Annotated in this window: 16 protein-coding genes; 11 read left to right on the forward strand and 5 right to left on the reverse strand. The window is 65.8% G+C overall.

Annotated features, from left to right (window positions below; translation table 11 throughout):
• Positions 1–27 precede the first annotated feature (27 nt).
• From ASD94_RS05435 to ASD94_RS05450, 4 genes are all read left to right on the forward strand, one after another.
• On the forward strand, positions 28–642 hold the full coding sequence (locus ASD94_RS05435) for a DJ-1/PfpI family protein (RefSeq protein WP_056639727.1): 615 nt from the start codon (positions 28–30) through the stop codon (positions 640–642).
• Positions 643–669: 27 nt separating this feature from the next.
• Positions 670–1,665, forward strand: coding sequence for a GlxA family transcriptional regulator (locus ASD94_RS05440; protein WP_056639585.1), 996 nt, complete (start codon positions 670–672; stop codon positions 1,663–1,665).
• A gap of 91 nt (positions 1,666–1,756) precedes the next feature.
• Positions 1,757–2,263, forward strand: coding sequence for a GAF domain-containing protein (locus ASD94_RS05445; RefSeq protein ID WP_056639588.1), 507 nt, complete (start codon positions 1,757–1,759; stop codon positions 2,261–2,263).
• Positions 2,260–2,649, forward strand: coding sequence for a histidine kinase (locus tag ASD94_RS05450; protein WP_056639593.1), 390 nt, complete (start codon positions 2,260–2,262; stop codon positions 2,647–2,649). The genes ASD94_RS05445 and ASD94_RS05450 overlap by 4 nt, the downstream gene beginning before the upstream one ends.
• Positions 2,650–2,681: 32 nt before the next feature.
• Here the strand turns inward: ASD94_RS05450 and ppk2 are convergent, their stop codons facing one another.
• The gene (gene ppk2, locus ASD94_RS05455; protein WP_056067080.1) at positions 2,682–3,596 is read right to left on the reverse strand and encodes a polyphosphate kinase 2; all 915 of its coding nucleotides are present in this window, start codon (positions 3,594–3,596) and stop codon (positions 2,682–2,684) included.
• Positions 3,597–3,745: 149 nt separating this feature from the next.
• Here ppk2 and ASD94_RS05460 point away from each other — a divergent pair, with 149 nt between their 5' ends.
• Both ASD94_RS05460 and ASD94_RS05465 read left to right on the forward strand, forming a co-directional pair.
• Positions 3,746–4,786: a transporter gene (locus tag ASD94_RS05460; RefSeq protein ID WP_056639596.1), complete on the forward strand. Its 1,041-nt coding sequence runs from the start codon at positions 3,746–3,748 to the stop codon at positions 4,784–4,786.
• 60 nt (positions 4,787–4,846) lie between these two features.
• Positions 4,847–5,695, forward strand: coding sequence for a hypothetical protein (locus ASD94_RS05465; RefSeq protein WP_056639599.1), 849 nt, complete (start codon positions 4,847–4,849; stop codon positions 5,693–5,695).
• 28 nt (positions 5,696–5,723) lie between these two features.
• Here the strand turns inward: ASD94_RS05465 and ASD94_RS05470 are convergent, their stop codons facing one another.
• Positions 5,724–6,575 carry a SirB1 family protein gene (locus ASD94_RS05470; protein WP_056639731.1) on the reverse strand — a complete coding sequence of 284 codons (852 nt, stop codon included), beginning with the start codon at positions 6,573–6,575 and terminating at the stop codon, positions 5,724–5,726.
• A gap of 91 nt (positions 6,576–6,666) precedes the next feature.
• Positions 6,667–8,232 (reverse strand): murein biosynthesis integral membrane protein MurJ, encoded by a 1,566-nt coding sequence (murJ, locus tag ASD94_RS05475; RefSeq protein ID WP_056639601.1) that lies wholly within the window; start codon positions 8,230–8,232, stop codon positions 6,667–6,669.
• 257 nt (positions 8,233–8,489) lie between these two features.
• On the opposite strand from murJ, the gene rpsT reads away from it, so the two are divergent.
• Both rpsT and ASD94_RS05485 read left to right on the forward strand, forming a co-directional pair.
• A complete protein-coding gene (gene rpsT, locus ASD94_RS05480; RefSeq protein ID WP_015015385.1) occupies positions 8,490–8,792 on the forward strand; it encodes a 30S ribosomal protein S20 in 303 nt (100 codons plus the stop codon).
• Positions 8,793–8,971: 179 nt separating this feature from the next.
• Positions 8,972–9,508, forward strand: a complete 537-nt coding sequence (locus tag ASD94_RS05485) for a hypothetical protein (protein WP_056639603.1) — start codon at positions 8,972–8,974, stop codon at positions 9,506–9,508.
• 51 nt (positions 9,509–9,559) lie between these two features.
• Here ASD94_RS05485 and ASD94_RS05490 read toward each other — a convergent pair whose 3' ends face one another.
• On the reverse strand, positions 9,560–9,886 hold the full coding sequence (locus tag ASD94_RS05490) for a DUF3579 domain-containing protein (RefSeq protein WP_056639606.1): 327 nt from the start codon (positions 9,884–9,886) through the stop codon (positions 9,560–9,562).
• A gap of 241 nt (positions 9,887–10,127) precedes the next feature.
• Between ASD94_RS05490 and ASD94_RS05495 the strand changes: the two genes are divergently transcribed.
• From ASD94_RS05495 to ASD94_RS05505, 3 genes are read left to right on the forward strand one after another with little or no spacing between them, the layout of a single operon-like run.
• A complete protein-coding gene (locus ASD94_RS05495; RefSeq protein ID WP_056639610.1) occupies positions 10,128–11,324 on the forward strand; it encodes an aspartate aminotransferase family protein in 1,197 nt (398 codons plus the stop codon).
• Positions 11,325–11,341: 17 nt separating this feature from the next.
• The gene (gene argF, locus ASD94_RS05500; RefSeq protein WP_108624868.1) at positions 11,342–12,271 is read left to right on the forward strand and encodes an ornithine carbamoyltransferase; all 930 of its coding nucleotides are present in this window, start codon (positions 11,342–11,344) and stop codon (positions 12,269–12,271) included.
• A 7-nt stretch (positions 12,272–12,278) separates the two neighbouring features.
• Positions 12,279–12,959 (forward strand): hypothetical protein, encoded by a 681-nt coding sequence (locus ASD94_RS05505; protein ID WP_056639616.1) that lies wholly within the window; start codon positions 12,279–12,281, stop codon positions 12,957–12,959.
• Between the two features lie 71 nt (positions 12,960–13,030).
• Here the strand turns inward: ASD94_RS05505 and ASD94_RS23965 are convergent, their stop codons facing one another.
• The gene (locus ASD94_RS23965; protein WP_082576767.1) at positions 13,031–13,270 is read right to left on the reverse strand and encodes a hypothetical protein; all 240 of its coding nucleotides are present in this window, start codon (positions 13,268–13,270) and stop codon (positions 13,031–13,033) included.
• Positions 13,271–13,276 lie beyond the last annotated feature (6 nt).

Raw genomic sequence — 13,276 nt, forward strand, 5'->3', positions numbered from 1 at the left:
ACCGCAGGCGAAGCCGAAGGTGCACCAGTGAGCACGCAGCCGTTGCAGGTCGCGATCCTGGTGTTCGACGACGTGGAGGCCCTGGACCTGGGCGGGCCCTACGAGGTCTTCACCACCGCCAGCCGCATGCACCAGCGGCAGCACCCGGAGGCTGCCGCACCGTTTGTGGTGCAGTGCGTAGCCCGCAGCATGGCCCCGGTGCGCGCACGCGCGGGCCTGCGCGTGTTGCCCGATGCGGACTTTGCCAGCGCCACCGCGCCCGATGTGCTCATCGTGCCCGGCGGCGTGGTCGATGCCGCTGCCGCCTGCCCCGCCACCCGGGCCTGGGTGGCCCAGGTGGCTGGGGCCGCGCAGATCACGGCCTCGGTGTGCACGGGGGCCTTCATCCTCGCGGCGGCGGGTGTGCTGACCGAAGGCCCGGCCACCACGCACTGGGAGGACATTGCGGACCTGCGCACGCAGTACCCCGCGCTGGACGTGCAGGAGAATGTGCGCTGGGTGGACCGGGGTGCACTGGTCACATCGGCCGGCATCAGCGCGGGCATTGACATGAGCCTGCACCTGGTCACCCGGCTGCTGGGCGCGGCGCTGTCCGAGCGCACGGCCCGCCAGATAGACACGCCCTGGAACCCTCAGCCATGACACGCTTTTAGCCATTCAAAGCCATCGATGCAGAACTCGGCCCTCTCCCCCATCCACGTCTATTTCGCCCTGCTGCCGGGTAGCCTGGTGCTGGACTGGGCCGGTCCGGCCGAAGCACTGCGCATCGCCAACCAGGCCTTGGTAGGCCGGGGCCAGCCCGAGCGGTTTGTGCAGCATTTCGTGAGCCCCACCCCGCAATCCATGACTTCGGTGGGCGCCGTGCTGACAGGGCTGGAGCCGCTACCTACCACCCTGCCCACGCCCGCCTGGGTAGTGCTGGTGGGACTGGCCGGCCAACACATCGACGTGGAGAGCGACGAGGCCCGCGCGCTGCTGCACTGGCTGCGCGGCCTGCGGCCCGTGGCCGGGCAGCTGGATCTGGTCACCGTGTGCGCGGGCTCGGTGCTGGCCGCCCACGCCGGCCTGCTGACAGGGCGCCGCGCCACCACGCACCACCAGCACCTGGACGAGCTGGCCGCCGTGGACCCGCGCTGCGACGTGGTGGCCAACCGTGTGTTTGTGGCCGATGGCGCGGTGTACAGCAGTGCGGGCGTGACCACGGGCATCGACCTGCTGCTGCACCGCATCTCGGACACCTGCGGCCCTGCGCTGGCAGCGCAGGTAGCGCAGGCCATGGTGGTGGCGCTGCGCCGCGGGCCCAACGACCCCGAGTTTTCACCCTTTCTGCACCACCGCAACCACCTGCACCCCGCCCTGCACCGCGTGCAGGATGCGGTAGGCCAGCAACCCCAGGCCGACTGGAGCGTGCCGCAGATGGCGGAGGTGGCGCACACCTCGCCACGGCACCTGACGCGGCTGTTTCTGGAACATGCGGGCATCGCCCCGCTGCAGTACCTACGCCGCATCCGTCTGGCCACAGCCGAAGCCGCTCTGCGGTCCGGCCAGAACGTGACACAGGCGGCACTGATGGCGGGCTTCAGCTCTGACACGCAGCTGCGCAGGGCCTGGCACCAGTTCGGGCGCGGCGGCACGCCGTCGCAGGGCAGTGCGCGCAGCCACTAAGGGCCCCGTCCGGCGTGATGCCGCGCGATGCACGCGACCCAGCACCCGCCGATAATCAAGCCCTTCGCCGCACACCCGCCGGGTCGCCACCATGCAAGAACCACCCCGCCCCGCCAACGAGCCAGACCGCCTGCAGGCGCTGCGCCAGTTGCTGATTCTGGACACACCGCCCGAGGAGCGGTTCGACCGCCTAACGGCCTTCGCCGCGCAGGAGTTCGACGTACCCACGGCGCTGCTCTCGCTCATCGACGATGACCGCCAGTGGTTCAAGTCGCGGGTGGGCATGGAGCAGTGCGAGACAGCACGCGGCATCTCGTTCTGCGGCCACGCCATCCTGCAGGACGACATCATGGTGGTGCCCGATGTGAACCAGGACGAGCGCTTCATCGGCAACCCGCTGGTGACGGGTGAACCTCACATCCAGTTCTATGCAGGCGCTCCGCTCAAGCTGCCCAATGGGCACAACGTGGGCACGCTGTGCCTGATCGACAACAAACCGCGCACCCTGGACGACATCGATCTGGCCATCCTCGGCTCCCTGCGCGATCTGGCGGTGGAAGAGCTGGTGCGGCGCGAACAGGGAGCGCCCGCCCCATGAGCGACCGCAGCCCCCAGGACATCCTGTTGGTAGAACCCAGTTCGCTGACCGGCAGCATCATCGTGGCCACGGCCCGCCAGCTGAACCTGCCCGTGGTGCGGCAGGTGAACAGCGTGCGCATGGCCCAGCAGCGGCTGAGCCATGAGAGCTATGCGGGCGTGATCGTCTCGCTGGACGAGCAAGAGCAGGAGGCCGTCGCCCTGCTGGAGCAGGTGCGCAACGATGCGCTGGCCGTCAGTGCCGATGTGCCAGTGGCCGTGACCACCACACAGGTGGATGCGTCCACCGCCGTGAAAATGAAGGCGCTGCAGGTGCGGCGTGTGCTGATCAAGCCCTTCAAGGTGCGGGACGTGATCGCCACCATTGCCCTGCTGAAGGACAGATAACCGCGCACCCACCGCGCAGCGCGCCGGGTACCTCAGTAGATCTCTGGCACGTACATGCTGGCAGGCACGGGCTGGCGCAGGTATTCGGGGTTGCGCACGCGATCGGGCAGCACCACGGGCGGGTGCGGCACCTCCTGGTAAGGCAGCTGCGACAGCAGGTGGGCAATGCAGTTCAGGCGCGCCTTTTTCTTGTCCACCGCCTGCACCACCCACCAGGGCGCCTCGGGGATGTGGGTGCGCTCCAGCATGGTCTCCTTGGCCTTGGTGTAGGCCTCCCAGCGCACGCGGCTTTCCAGGTCCATGGGGCTGAGCTTCCATTGCTTGAGCGGGTCGTGGATGCGGCCCAGAAAGCGCAAGTGCTGCTCTTCGTCGGTGATGGAGAACCAGTATTTGACGAGCGTGATGCCCGAGCGCACCAGCATCTTTTCAAACTCGGGCACGGTGCGGAAGAACTCTTCGTATTCGTCGTCGGTGCAAAAGCCCATCACCCGCTCAACGCCCGCGCGGTTGTACCAACTGCGGTCAAACAGCACCATCTCGCCCGCCGCAGGCAGGTGCGCCACATAGCGCTGGAAGTACCACTGCGTGCGCTCGCGGTCGTTGGGCGCGGGCAACGCCGCCACGCGCGCCACGCGGGGGTTCAGCCGCTGGGTGATGCGCTTGATGACGCCCCCCTTGCCTGCGGCATCGCGCCCCTCGAACAGGATCACCACCTTCTGGCGGCTGTGCTGCACCCAGTCCTGCAGCTTGACCAGTTCGCCCTGCAGGCGAAACAAGTCCTTGAAGTACTGCTGGCGCGCCAGCTTGTCGCCTGGGCTGGGGGCGCCAATGTCATCGACCTCGCGGTCTTCGATCTCCAGTTCCAGCTCTTCGTCATAGCTGTCAATGAGGTCGTTGGCGATGCGTTGCATCAGCTCCTGCGTGTCGAGGGCGTTGTTGTAGAACATAGGCAAGCATCCGGCGGTAGTGCAAAACAGATGCGCAATGGTGGTCGGCTGCGGTGACAACGCCGTGACATTGGCGTGATCTGTCACGACACTGTCATGCCCTGAGGCCAGCATGCGAGGCCGTGCCGCCCGCAGACCACACCCCCCTTTTGTCCACCCCTCTCACCGCCAGCGCCAGCCTGAACTACGGCGGAGATGCCGCCGGGCTGATCTGCGGCTACCTGCTGGGCACCGACACCCCGCCGCACGAGGTGGATTCGAACCAGGCCGCGCAATGGCTGGCCAGCCTGCAGGCAGGCGCAGCGCCGCCAGGCCAGTTCCTGTGGTTGCACTTCAACCTGAGCCACGCGCAGGCCGTGCGATGGATGGAGCGTCACGCAGACCTGCCTGCGGCTTTTTTTGACGCCCTCAAGGACCGCTCGGTCTCGACCCGCATCGAGCGCGACGATGACACGCTGATTGCCGTGCTCAACGACGCCCACTTTGACTTTGCGTTCGAGCCCTCAGACATTGCCACCCTGTGGACCAGCGTGGCGCCCCACCTGATGGTGACGGGCCGCACGCGCCCGCTGCGGTCGGTGGACGCATTGCGCACCGCCGTGCGCAGCGGCAACGCGCCCTGCTCCAGCGTAGCGCTGCTGGCCGAGCTGATGCGCACCCAGGCCTCGGGCCTGGTGGACATCGTGCGGGGCGTGACACAACGCATCGACGACGTGGAAGACGCGCTGCTGGCCGGCCGCCTGGACCACAAGCGCGCTCGGCTGGGCGTGTTGCGGCGCCTGTTGGTGCGCCTTCAGCGGCTGCTGGCGCCCGAGCCGGCGGCGCTGTTTCGCCTGCTGCAACACCCGCCTGCCTGGATGGGCGCCGACGACGCGCAGGAGCTGCGCGATTCGACCGAGGAGTTTTCGGTGGTACTGCGCGACATGCAAGGCCTGCAGGAGCGCATCAAGCTGCTGCAGGAAGAAATTGCCGCCAGCGTGCAGGAGGCCAACAGCCGCAGCCTGTTTGTGTTGACGGTGGTGACGGTGCTGGCTCTGCCCATCAACATTCTGGCTGGCCTGTTCGGCATGAATGTGGGCGGCGTGCCGCTGGCGGACAACGGCCACGGCTTCTGGATCATCGTGGCCGTGGTGGCGGCCTTCACGGCCGTGGCGGGCTGGCTGGCACTGCGAGGCACGGGCGACGCGTAGCCGCCAACGCGGGGCCTCTACAATCGCGCCCCTTGCCCAGATCCCCGGACCGCCTGCACCATGAACATCGTCGTCAACGAAGAACTCAAAGCCTACATCGAACCCCTGACCCCCGACGAACACGACGCGCTGGAACGTAGCATCCTGGCCGAGGGCTGCCGCGACGCACTGGTGCTGTGGGGCGATGTGCTGGTAGACGGCCACAACCGCTATGGCATCTGCCAAAAGCATGGCCTGCCGTTCCAGACCGTGCAGAACCCGCGCTTTCAGTCGATGGAAGACGTGCACCTGTGGATGATCGACCAGCACCTGGGCCGCCGCAGCGTGTCTGACTTCCTGCGTGGCGTGCTCGCCCTGCGCAAGCGCGAGATCATGGCCGAGCGCAAGGCGCGCGCAGCCACCGCCACCGAGACCGCCGAAGCCACCCCTGCTGCTGACATGCCCGAGGCTGCAACCGCCCTGCCCGCCCCCGACCCGCTGAACAGCCGCGAGGCCATTGCCAAGGCTGCACGCCTAAGCAGCAGCCAGGTGGTGATGATCGAAAAAATCCAGAAGCAGGCCGCGCCCGAGCTGGTGGCCGCCGTCAAGTCCGGCACCATCTCCATCAACGCCGCAGCCGCTGTGGCCACCCTGCCCGCCGAGGAACAGGTGGCGGCCGCTGTGGCCGGCAAGGACGAACTCAAGCAGGCAGCGAAGCGGGTGCGCGAACTCAACAAGCGCAAGCCGCGCGAGGAGGCTCCGTCAGAAGACAAAGCTACGGCGGAACCGGCCGCCGGTGCCGAGGCCAATACTGACGAGTTGTACACGCTGCGCATCCGCGTGGCCGAGCTGACGGAGGAGAACACCGAACTGCGCCGGCAGGTGGCGCAATTGCAGGCGGCGCTGCCCGCAGACAGCACCCCGTTCTAACACTGTTTTTGGAGCCCGCCGCCCGGAATCACCCGTTGGCGTTGCGCAGCGCGCTCAGCCGGTCGGCGATGAGGTCGATGTCGAGCCCGTCTTCGCTGTGGGCCAGATAGGCCTCCAGGTCGGCCACGGCCTCGGCCGTGTTGCCGCGCTCGGCATGCGCGAGGCCCCGGTCGCGCCGCTCGCCCCAGGCCTGGGGCAACAGCACGATCAGCCGGTCCAGCACGGCGATCAGGCGCTGCCAGTCCTGCTGGGTGCGGTGCACCTCCTTGAGGTTGCGCAGCATGCGCGCAATGATGTCGCGCGGCGTGGCCGCCTGCAGGTACAGGCCGAGTGGCACGTCGTAGTCGTCCACCAGGCCGTTGCGGCGCTTGTAGGGTTCCAGCCGCTCGGCCAGCTCCTCGCGGCTGAGTGACTGGCCCGAGATCGGGTCCAGCACCACCTGACCCTTGGGCAGCAGCACCTTGACCATGAAGTGCCCCGGGAACGCAATGCCCCGCGCGTGCAGGCCCAGCCCCTGTGCCAGTTCCATCCACAGCACGGCCAAGCTGATGGGAATGCCCCGGCGCGTGCGCAGCACGGCGTTCAAGTAGCTGTTTTCGGGGTCGTAGTAGTTGTTGATGTTGCCGCCAAAACCCAGGTCGGCAAAAAAGAACTGGTTGAGCGTGCGCAGCCTTTGCAGTGCGGGCGCGTCGGCAGGCAGGCGGCGCTTGATGCGGGCCTGCAGCTGATCCACGTCGCCCAGCAGTTGCTGCACGTCGAACTCGGGGTACTCATCCTGCGCAAGGCTGGCGGCGGCCTCGAGCAGCGGAAAGTGGTCGTCGCTTTGCACCAGCGATGCAAAGTACTCCAGCGAGGTGGGCACGGAAAGGCTCAGGGACATGGCAGCTTTGTACGGGGCCGTCGCCATGGCGTCAAGCCACAGAAGGACGGGCTTTGCAGGGCATTTCGGGGGCCCGGTCTGCCACTTCCGCTCAGCGGCGCAGCAACTGGCGCAGCTTCAGGCCAGCCGCCCACAGGGCGCCGAAGTACAGCACCGCTGCGGCCACCATCATGGCGGCCAGCAGGCCAATGCGCTGCAGGCGCTGTGCCTTCATTTCCACCCAATCAAAATGCTGGGCACCCCACGCCAGCAGCACGGCCAGCAAGGCACTGGCCGCCACCACCTGCAGGGCAAACCGCCCCCAACCCGGCAGGGGCCGGTAGCTGCCACGCCGCAGCAGGCCCACCAACAGCCAGGTGGCGTTGATGATCGCCCCTACCCCGATGGACAGCGTCAGCGCCGCGTGCTGCAAGTAAGGCACCAGCACAAAGTTCATCATCTGCGTGAGCGCCAGCACCGCCACCGCAATCAGCATGGGGGTGCGCATGTCGTGCTTGGCAAAGTAGCCAGGCGCCAGCACCTTGATGGCCACGATACCCACAATGCCCACCCCATAGCCCGCGAGGGCCAGGGTGGTCTGCTGCACATCCCGGTCGGCAAAAGCGCCGTAGTGGTACAGCACGGCCACCAGCGGTTTGGCAAACACCAGCAGCGCCACCATGCAGGGCACCGACAGCACCACCACCAGCCGCAACCCCCAGTCGAGCATGGCCGAATAGCGTTCGTCGTCTTGCTTGGCGCGGGCGCTGGCCAGTTGCGGCATCAGCACCACGCCCAGCGCCACGCCCAGCAAGGCGGTGGGCAGCTCCATCAGGCGGTCGGCATAGGTGATCCAGCTCACGCTGCCGGTGGCCAGGTGCGAGGCAATCTGTGTATTGATGAGCAGGGACACCTGCGCCACGCTCACCCCCAGCAAGGCGGGCAGCATCAGGCGCGCCACCTTGCGGGTAGTGGGGTCGGCCCAGGCCGCACGGATGGCCGCCCAGCGCACGCCAATGCGCGGCAACAACCCCAGGCGCAGCAGCGCAGGCACCTGGATGGCCAGTTGCAGCAGGCCGCCCAGCATCACGCCCGCTGCCTGGGCATAGATGGGCTCGATGCCGTGGCGTGCAAACAAGGGCGCGCCCAGCGTGATGGACAGGATGAGGGCAATATTGAGCAGCACCGGCGACGCGGCGGGCACCGCAAACTTCTTCCAAGTATTGAGAATGCCCCCGGCCAGCGCCACCAGAGACATGAAGCCGATGTAGGGGAACATCCAGCGCGTCATCGTGACGGCGGCGTCAAAGCCTTGGGGGGACTGCTTCATGCCGCTGGCCATGGCCCACACCATCCAGGGCGCGCCCAGCACACCGGCGATGCACAGCAGCACCAGCGTCCAGGCCAGCAAGGTGCCCACATGGTCGATCAGCGCCTTGGCACCGTCGTCGCCATCCTCAGCCCGGGTAGCGGCCAGCACCGGCACAAAAGCCTGGCTGAAGGCGCCCTCGCCCAGCACCCTGCGGAACAGATTGGGAATGCGGAACGCCACATTGAAAGCGTCCGTCATGGCACTGACCCCGAAGACGGAGGCCATGAGCAACTCGCGCACCAGCCCCGTGATGCGGGAGACGAGGGTCAACAGGGAAACGGTGGAGGCGGCTTTGAACAGTGACACCGGCGGGAGTGTATGCGCTTGCAGGCGCGCACTTTCAGGAGGCAGTGTCAGGAGGCAGTGCAGACCAATGAGGCGACAGATGCTTCAAGCGATGATCCTTCATGAGGGTGTGGATCACCCACTGTGAACAGTGCGTGTGAGGCGGGCAGGAAGTGGGTGAGGTGGGCGTGAACCGTTGTCGCAGTGGCGCAACGAAAGGCTCTGGGCTATAATTGCGGGCTTTGCTGGCATCATCCACAGACCCAAGGAACTAAACAATGGCATCCGCAAAACCCAAGAAGAAGAACCCGCGCCTGGCGTCGGGCCGCAAGCGCGTCCGTCAGGACGTCAAGATCAACGCTGCAAACACCTCGCTGCGTTCCAAATACCGTACCGCTGTCAAGAACGTCGAAAAGGCTGTTCTGGCTGGCGATAAGACCAAGGCGACCGAACTGTTCGCCAAGATGCAAGCCGTGGTGGACACCGTGGCTGACAAGGGCATCTTCCACAAGAACAAGGCTGCTCGCGACAAGAGCCGTCTGTCTGCCAAGGTGAAAGCCCTGGCACCCGCAGCCGCTTAATCAATTGACCGCCTGCCCCGGCAGGCAAACAGCCCGAACGGCACCTGCCGTTCGCCGTTTGTAACGGGTGCGCTGCCAGCAAAAAAACGAACAAACCGCCTTCGGGCGGTTTTTTCGTTGGGGGCGCCCTTACGACAACGGCTACATTGTCCGGCAAGACATCCACCCCACGAGGCCCCATGATCCTGCGGCAGAAGTCAGCGTTGGATGGTTTTGCCTACGAGTTTCTGGATGGCACCGAAAGCCTGGTGGTGGGTGGATTCCACTACGCGTGGTTTGCGCAGGCCAAAAATGCCCGGTTGCGCGTCTTCAGCGCCGAAGATGCCGCCAAGGGCGACATTCAGATGACCTTGCACGGCCAGGCCTGGAGGGTGCGGCATTGCTACCTGAGCCGGGGGTACGTCAGCGATATTCGCTACACGCTCGAAACCACCGACGAATCCATACACGCCCAGGCAGATGTTCTGAGCCAAAACACCGGTCGGCGCCTGCCACGCATCGTGATGGCGCAGCCGGCTGACATCGAGGTCGGGACATCCTCCGGCTGGCTCACAAAGAACTTCCCCGTCACCTACCTGTCCACCGGACAACCGCTGGGGTGCGTCCGGGAGAGGTCGGCCATCACCTTCAAACGGGAGCTTGTGATCGACTTGCCTGGCATGGAACCAGCGGTGGCCGCGTTCCTTGGCATCGTTGCGCTCATCGTGCGCTATTGAGGGGCGCCACGGCGCGCGCAGGCCGCCGTCAGCGCCCCGGCAGGCACACCCTCAGGGCTTTGGAAGCGGCGGAACGTCGGGCAGCAGGCAGGCCTCGGCCACCTGCAGGTTGTTGTCGCGGGCGAAATTGATCACAAAGTCCCAGGCCATGGGTTCGTGCCCCTGCAGGTCGCGGTGCACCACCACACATTTCACGCCATTGAGCGTGGTGGGAATGCACCAGGGCGAATAGCTCAAATGGCTGCCCGGCCGCGCTCCACCGGGTCGAAAGCTGCTCATCACCCCGGCCAGCCGCTCGGCCCAGTCGCTGGGACGAAAGGTTTTCCCTTCGTGGGTGATGCCCTGGATGAAGACTTCTTTGGAGGAGGGGGAAACCATCGGGGATTGGAGTGGTAGTGAGGGCACAGACGCAGGATCACTGCATGTTGCACCGCAACGCGACATTCTAACTCTTATATAAGAGCTGACTCCCTAATCCCTCTGCCGCGCTACACATAGCACCCCAAACTCAGGTAGTGGGCTGCATTGCACTGATGCGCAATCGTCAACAGACCGTCGCCCTGCTCCCCCTAGAATCGTGACTCGTTTTTTCGCCACTGCACCGTCTGGAGATTTCCGCATGACCGCTTTCATTGAGGCCGCTTCGCCCCACGTGATGAACACCTATGGCCGCGTACCCATCGCGCTGGCCCGTGGACAAGGCAGCCGCGTGTGGGACGTGAACGGCAAGGAATACCTGGACGGCCTGGGCGGCATTGCCGTGAACACGCTGGGTCACAACCACGCCAAGCTGGTGCCCGCGCTGCAGGACCAGATCACCAAGCTGATCCACACCTCCAATTACTACCACTCGCCCCTGCAGGAGCAGCTGGCCGCCAAGCTGGTAGAGCTGTCGGGCATGCAGAACGTCTTCTTCTGCAACTCGGGCCTGGAGGCCAACGAGGCGGCGCTCAAGATCGCACGCAAGTTCGGCGTGGACAAGGGCATCGCCAAGCCCGAGATCGTGGTGTACGAAAAGGCCTTCCACGGCCGCTCGATTGCCACCATGTCGGCCACCGGCAACCCCAAGATCTACAGCGGCTTTGGTCCGCTGGTCGAAGGTTTTGTGCGCGTGCCGATGAACGACATCGAAGCCATCAAGAAGGCCACCGAAGGCAACCCCAACGTGGTGGCCGTGTTCTTCGAGACCATCCAGGGCGAAGGCGGCATCAACCCCATGCGCGTGGAATACCTGCAGCAGTTGCGCAAGCTGTGCGATGAGCGCGGCTGGCTGATGATGATCGACGAAGTGCAGTGCGGCATGGGCCGCACTGGCAAGTGGTTTGCCCACCAGTGGGCCGGCATCGTGCCCGACGTGATGCCGCTGGCCAAGGGCCTGGGCTCCGGCGTGCCGATTGGCGCGGTGGTGGCGGGCCCCAAGGCCGCCAACGTGCTGCAGCCTGGCAACCACGGCACCACCTTTGGCGGCAACCCGCTGGCCATGCGCGCCGGGGTCGAGACCATCCGCATCATGGAAGAAGACGGCCTGCTGCAAAATGCCACCACGGTGGGTGAGCACCTCAAGGCGGCACTGCAGCGCGAGCTGGGCAGCCTGCCCGGTGTGAAGGAGATCCGGGGCCAGGGCCTGATGCTGGGCATTGAGCTGAACAAGCCCTGCGGCGCCCTGATTGGCCGCGCGGCCGAGGCAGGCCTGCTGCTGTCGGTCACGGCCGACACCGTGATCCGCCTGGTGCCCCCCCTGATCCTCACCACCGTCGAAGCCGACGAAATCGTTGCCAAGCTGACCCCGCTGGTCAAAGCCATCCTGGCTGAATGAAGAATAGTCCCACTGCCATGACGACGCTGAAACATTACCTGCAGTTCACCGACCTCTCCGCCGACGAGTACGCCTACCTGTTCGAGCGCGCCGCGCTCATCAAGAAGAAGTTCAAGGCCTACGAAAAGCACCACCCGCTGGTGGACCGCACGCTGGCCATGATCTTCGAGAAGGCCAGCACCCGCACGCGTGTGAGCTTTGAGGCGGGCATGTACCAGCTCGGCGGCAGTGTGGTGCACCTGACCACGGGCGACAGCCAGTTGGGCCGCGCCGAGCCCATCGAGGACAGCGCCAAGGTCATCAGCCGCATGACCGACTTGGTGATGATCCGCACCTACGAGCAGGCCAAGATCGAGCGCTTTGCCGCCAACTCGCGCGTGCCCGTGATCAACGGTCTGACCAACGAGTACCACCCCTGCCAGATCCTGGCGGACATCTTCACCTACATCGAGCACCGTGGCTCCATCCAGGGCAAGACGGTGGCCTGGGTAGGCGATGGCAACAACATGGCCAACACCTGGCTGCAGGCCGCGTCGCTACTGGGCTTCAAGGTGCATGTGAGCACGCCACGCGGCTACGAAGTGGACGAAAAATTGGCCGCTGGCGCCCATGGAATCAGCGCTGATAGCTATCAATTCTTTAGCAACCCCATGGAAGCCTGCCGAGGCGCCGACCTGGTCACCACCGATGTGTGGACCAGCATGGGTTACGAAGCCGAGAACGAAGCGCGCAAGAAGGCCTTTGCCGACTGGTGTGTGGACACCGAAATGATGGCCGCCGCCCAGCCCGACGCCCTCTTCATGCACTGCCTGCCCGCGCACCGGGGCGAAGAGGTCGAGGCCGACGTGATCGACGGGCCGCAGTCCGTGGTGTGGGATGAGGCAGAGAATCGCATGCATGTGCAAAAAGCACTGATGGAATATCTGCTCTTGGGCAAACTGGCCTGACAGCCCCATGCCCTGGCGCCGCCAGCCCGCCCACAGCGCCGAATTGCTGGCGCACTGGCAGGCCCTGGGCCAAGCGCTGGGGCGCGACACGCCCGCTTGGCGGGCTGAAGGCCGGCGCCTGCTGCGCAGCTGGGCCCGCTGGCCCCGCGCCTACCACGACACCACCCACCTGCGGGCCTGCCTGCGGCACCTGCAGGCGGTGCAGGGCCACCAGCCCGGCGCGATCCACAACCCCCATGCCGTAGCGCTGGCCCTGTGGTACCACGACGCCATCTACTGGCCGTGGAGTGCACATAACGAAGAGCGCAGCGCCGACTGGGCGCGCCAGTTCCTGCTCAGCCAAGGGCTGCCCACCACGCTGGCCGAGACCGTGCTCCAGCATGTGATGGACACCCGCCACACCCCGGGCCCGCTCACGGGCGATGCGCAGTGGGTGGTGGACATCGACCTCGCCATCCTGGGCCAGGGTGACACGGTGTACCGGCAGTTCGAACGCAACGTGCGGCGTGAATACTTCTTTGTGCGCTGGCCGCGTTATGTGGCGGGGCGCAGCGCGGTGCTGCGAGGGTTTCTGGACCGCCCGCACATCTACGGCACGGACTACTTTGCGCAGCGCTACGAGGCCCAGGCGCGCGTCAACCTGCAACAGGCGCTGAGCGCGCTGGGCCAGGGCCAGCTGTACCAGTAGGCGATTGGAGCCAAAACGGCCTGTAGCGCTAGTGAATCATGCGCTAGTAGCTATCCAAAAGATAGCACTCACTAAGAAGCAGGCCTACGACGAACGGGCATGGCCACGGGCTTTTCAGCACCTGTATCGGATGGCGCCGCGCAACTGCCGCAGCTGCTGCACCCACCATCGCTCGCGCCACAGCCCGGCGACTGGACCAGCCCCGGGTGGACCTTGCCCAACCCCTGGCGCCAGCGCCCGGGCAGGTACCGCCAGAGCACATAGAGCGCCGCAGCGAGCACGATCAGACCAACGATGAATTGCTGGGCCATCACAAC

Origin of the sequence: Acidovorax sp. Root70 (assembly GCF_001428225.1) — a bacterium.
Lineage (GTDB): Bacteria > Pseudomonadota > Gammaproteobacteria > Burkholderiales > Burkholderiaceae_C > Acidovorax.

Coding starts and splice junctions, on each gene's coding strand:
- ASD94_RS05490 (WP_056639606.1), bottom strand. CDS start 9,886: ATGGTTTCCCCCTCCTCCAAAGAAGTCTTCATCCAGGGCATCACCCAC.
- argF (WP_108624868.1), top strand. CDS start 11,342: ATGACGACGCTGAAACATTACCTGCAGTTCACCGACCTCTCCGCCGAC.
- ASD94_RS05440 (WP_056639585.1), top strand. CDS start 670: ATGCAGAACTCGGCCCTCTCCCCCATCCACGTCTATTTCGCCCTGCTG.
- ASD94_RS23965 (WP_082576767.1), bottom strand. CDS start 13,270: ATGGCCCAGCAATTCATCGTTGGTCTGATCGTGCTCGCTGCGGCGCTC.
- ASD94_RS05465 (WP_056639599.1), top strand. CDS start 4,847: ATGAACATCGTCGTCAACGAAGAACTCAAAGCCTACATCGAACCCCTG.
- ASD94_RS05485 (WP_056639603.1), top strand. CDS start 8,972: ATGATCCTGCGGCAGAAGTCAGCGTTGGATGGTTTTGCCTACGAGTTT.
- ppk2 (WP_056067080.1), bottom strand. CDS start 3,596: ATGTTCTACAACAACGCCCTCGACACGCAGGAGCTGATGCAACGCATC.
- ASD94_RS05470 (WP_056639731.1), bottom strand. CDS start 6,575: ATGTCCCTGAGCCTTTCCGTGCCCACCTCGCTGGAGTACTTTGCATCG.
- ASD94_RS05495 (WP_056639610.1), top strand. CDS start 10,128: ATGACCGCTTTCATTGAGGCCGCTTCGCCCCACGTGATGAACACCTAT.
- ASD94_RS05445 (WP_056639588.1), top strand. CDS start 1,757: ATGCAAGAACCACCCCGCCCCGCCAACGAGCCAGACCGCCTGCAGGCG.
- ASD94_RS05505 (WP_056639616.1), top strand. CDS start 12,279: ATGCCCTGGCGCCGCCAGCCCGCCCACAGCGCCGAATTGCTGGCGCAC.
- ASD94_RS05450 (WP_056639593.1), top strand. CDS start 2,260: ATGAGCGACCGCAGCCCCCAGGACATCCTGTTGGTAGAACCCAGTTCG.
- rpsT (WP_015015385.1), top strand. CDS start 8,490: ATGGCATCCGCAAAACCCAAGAAGAAGAACCCGCGCCTGGCGTCGGGC.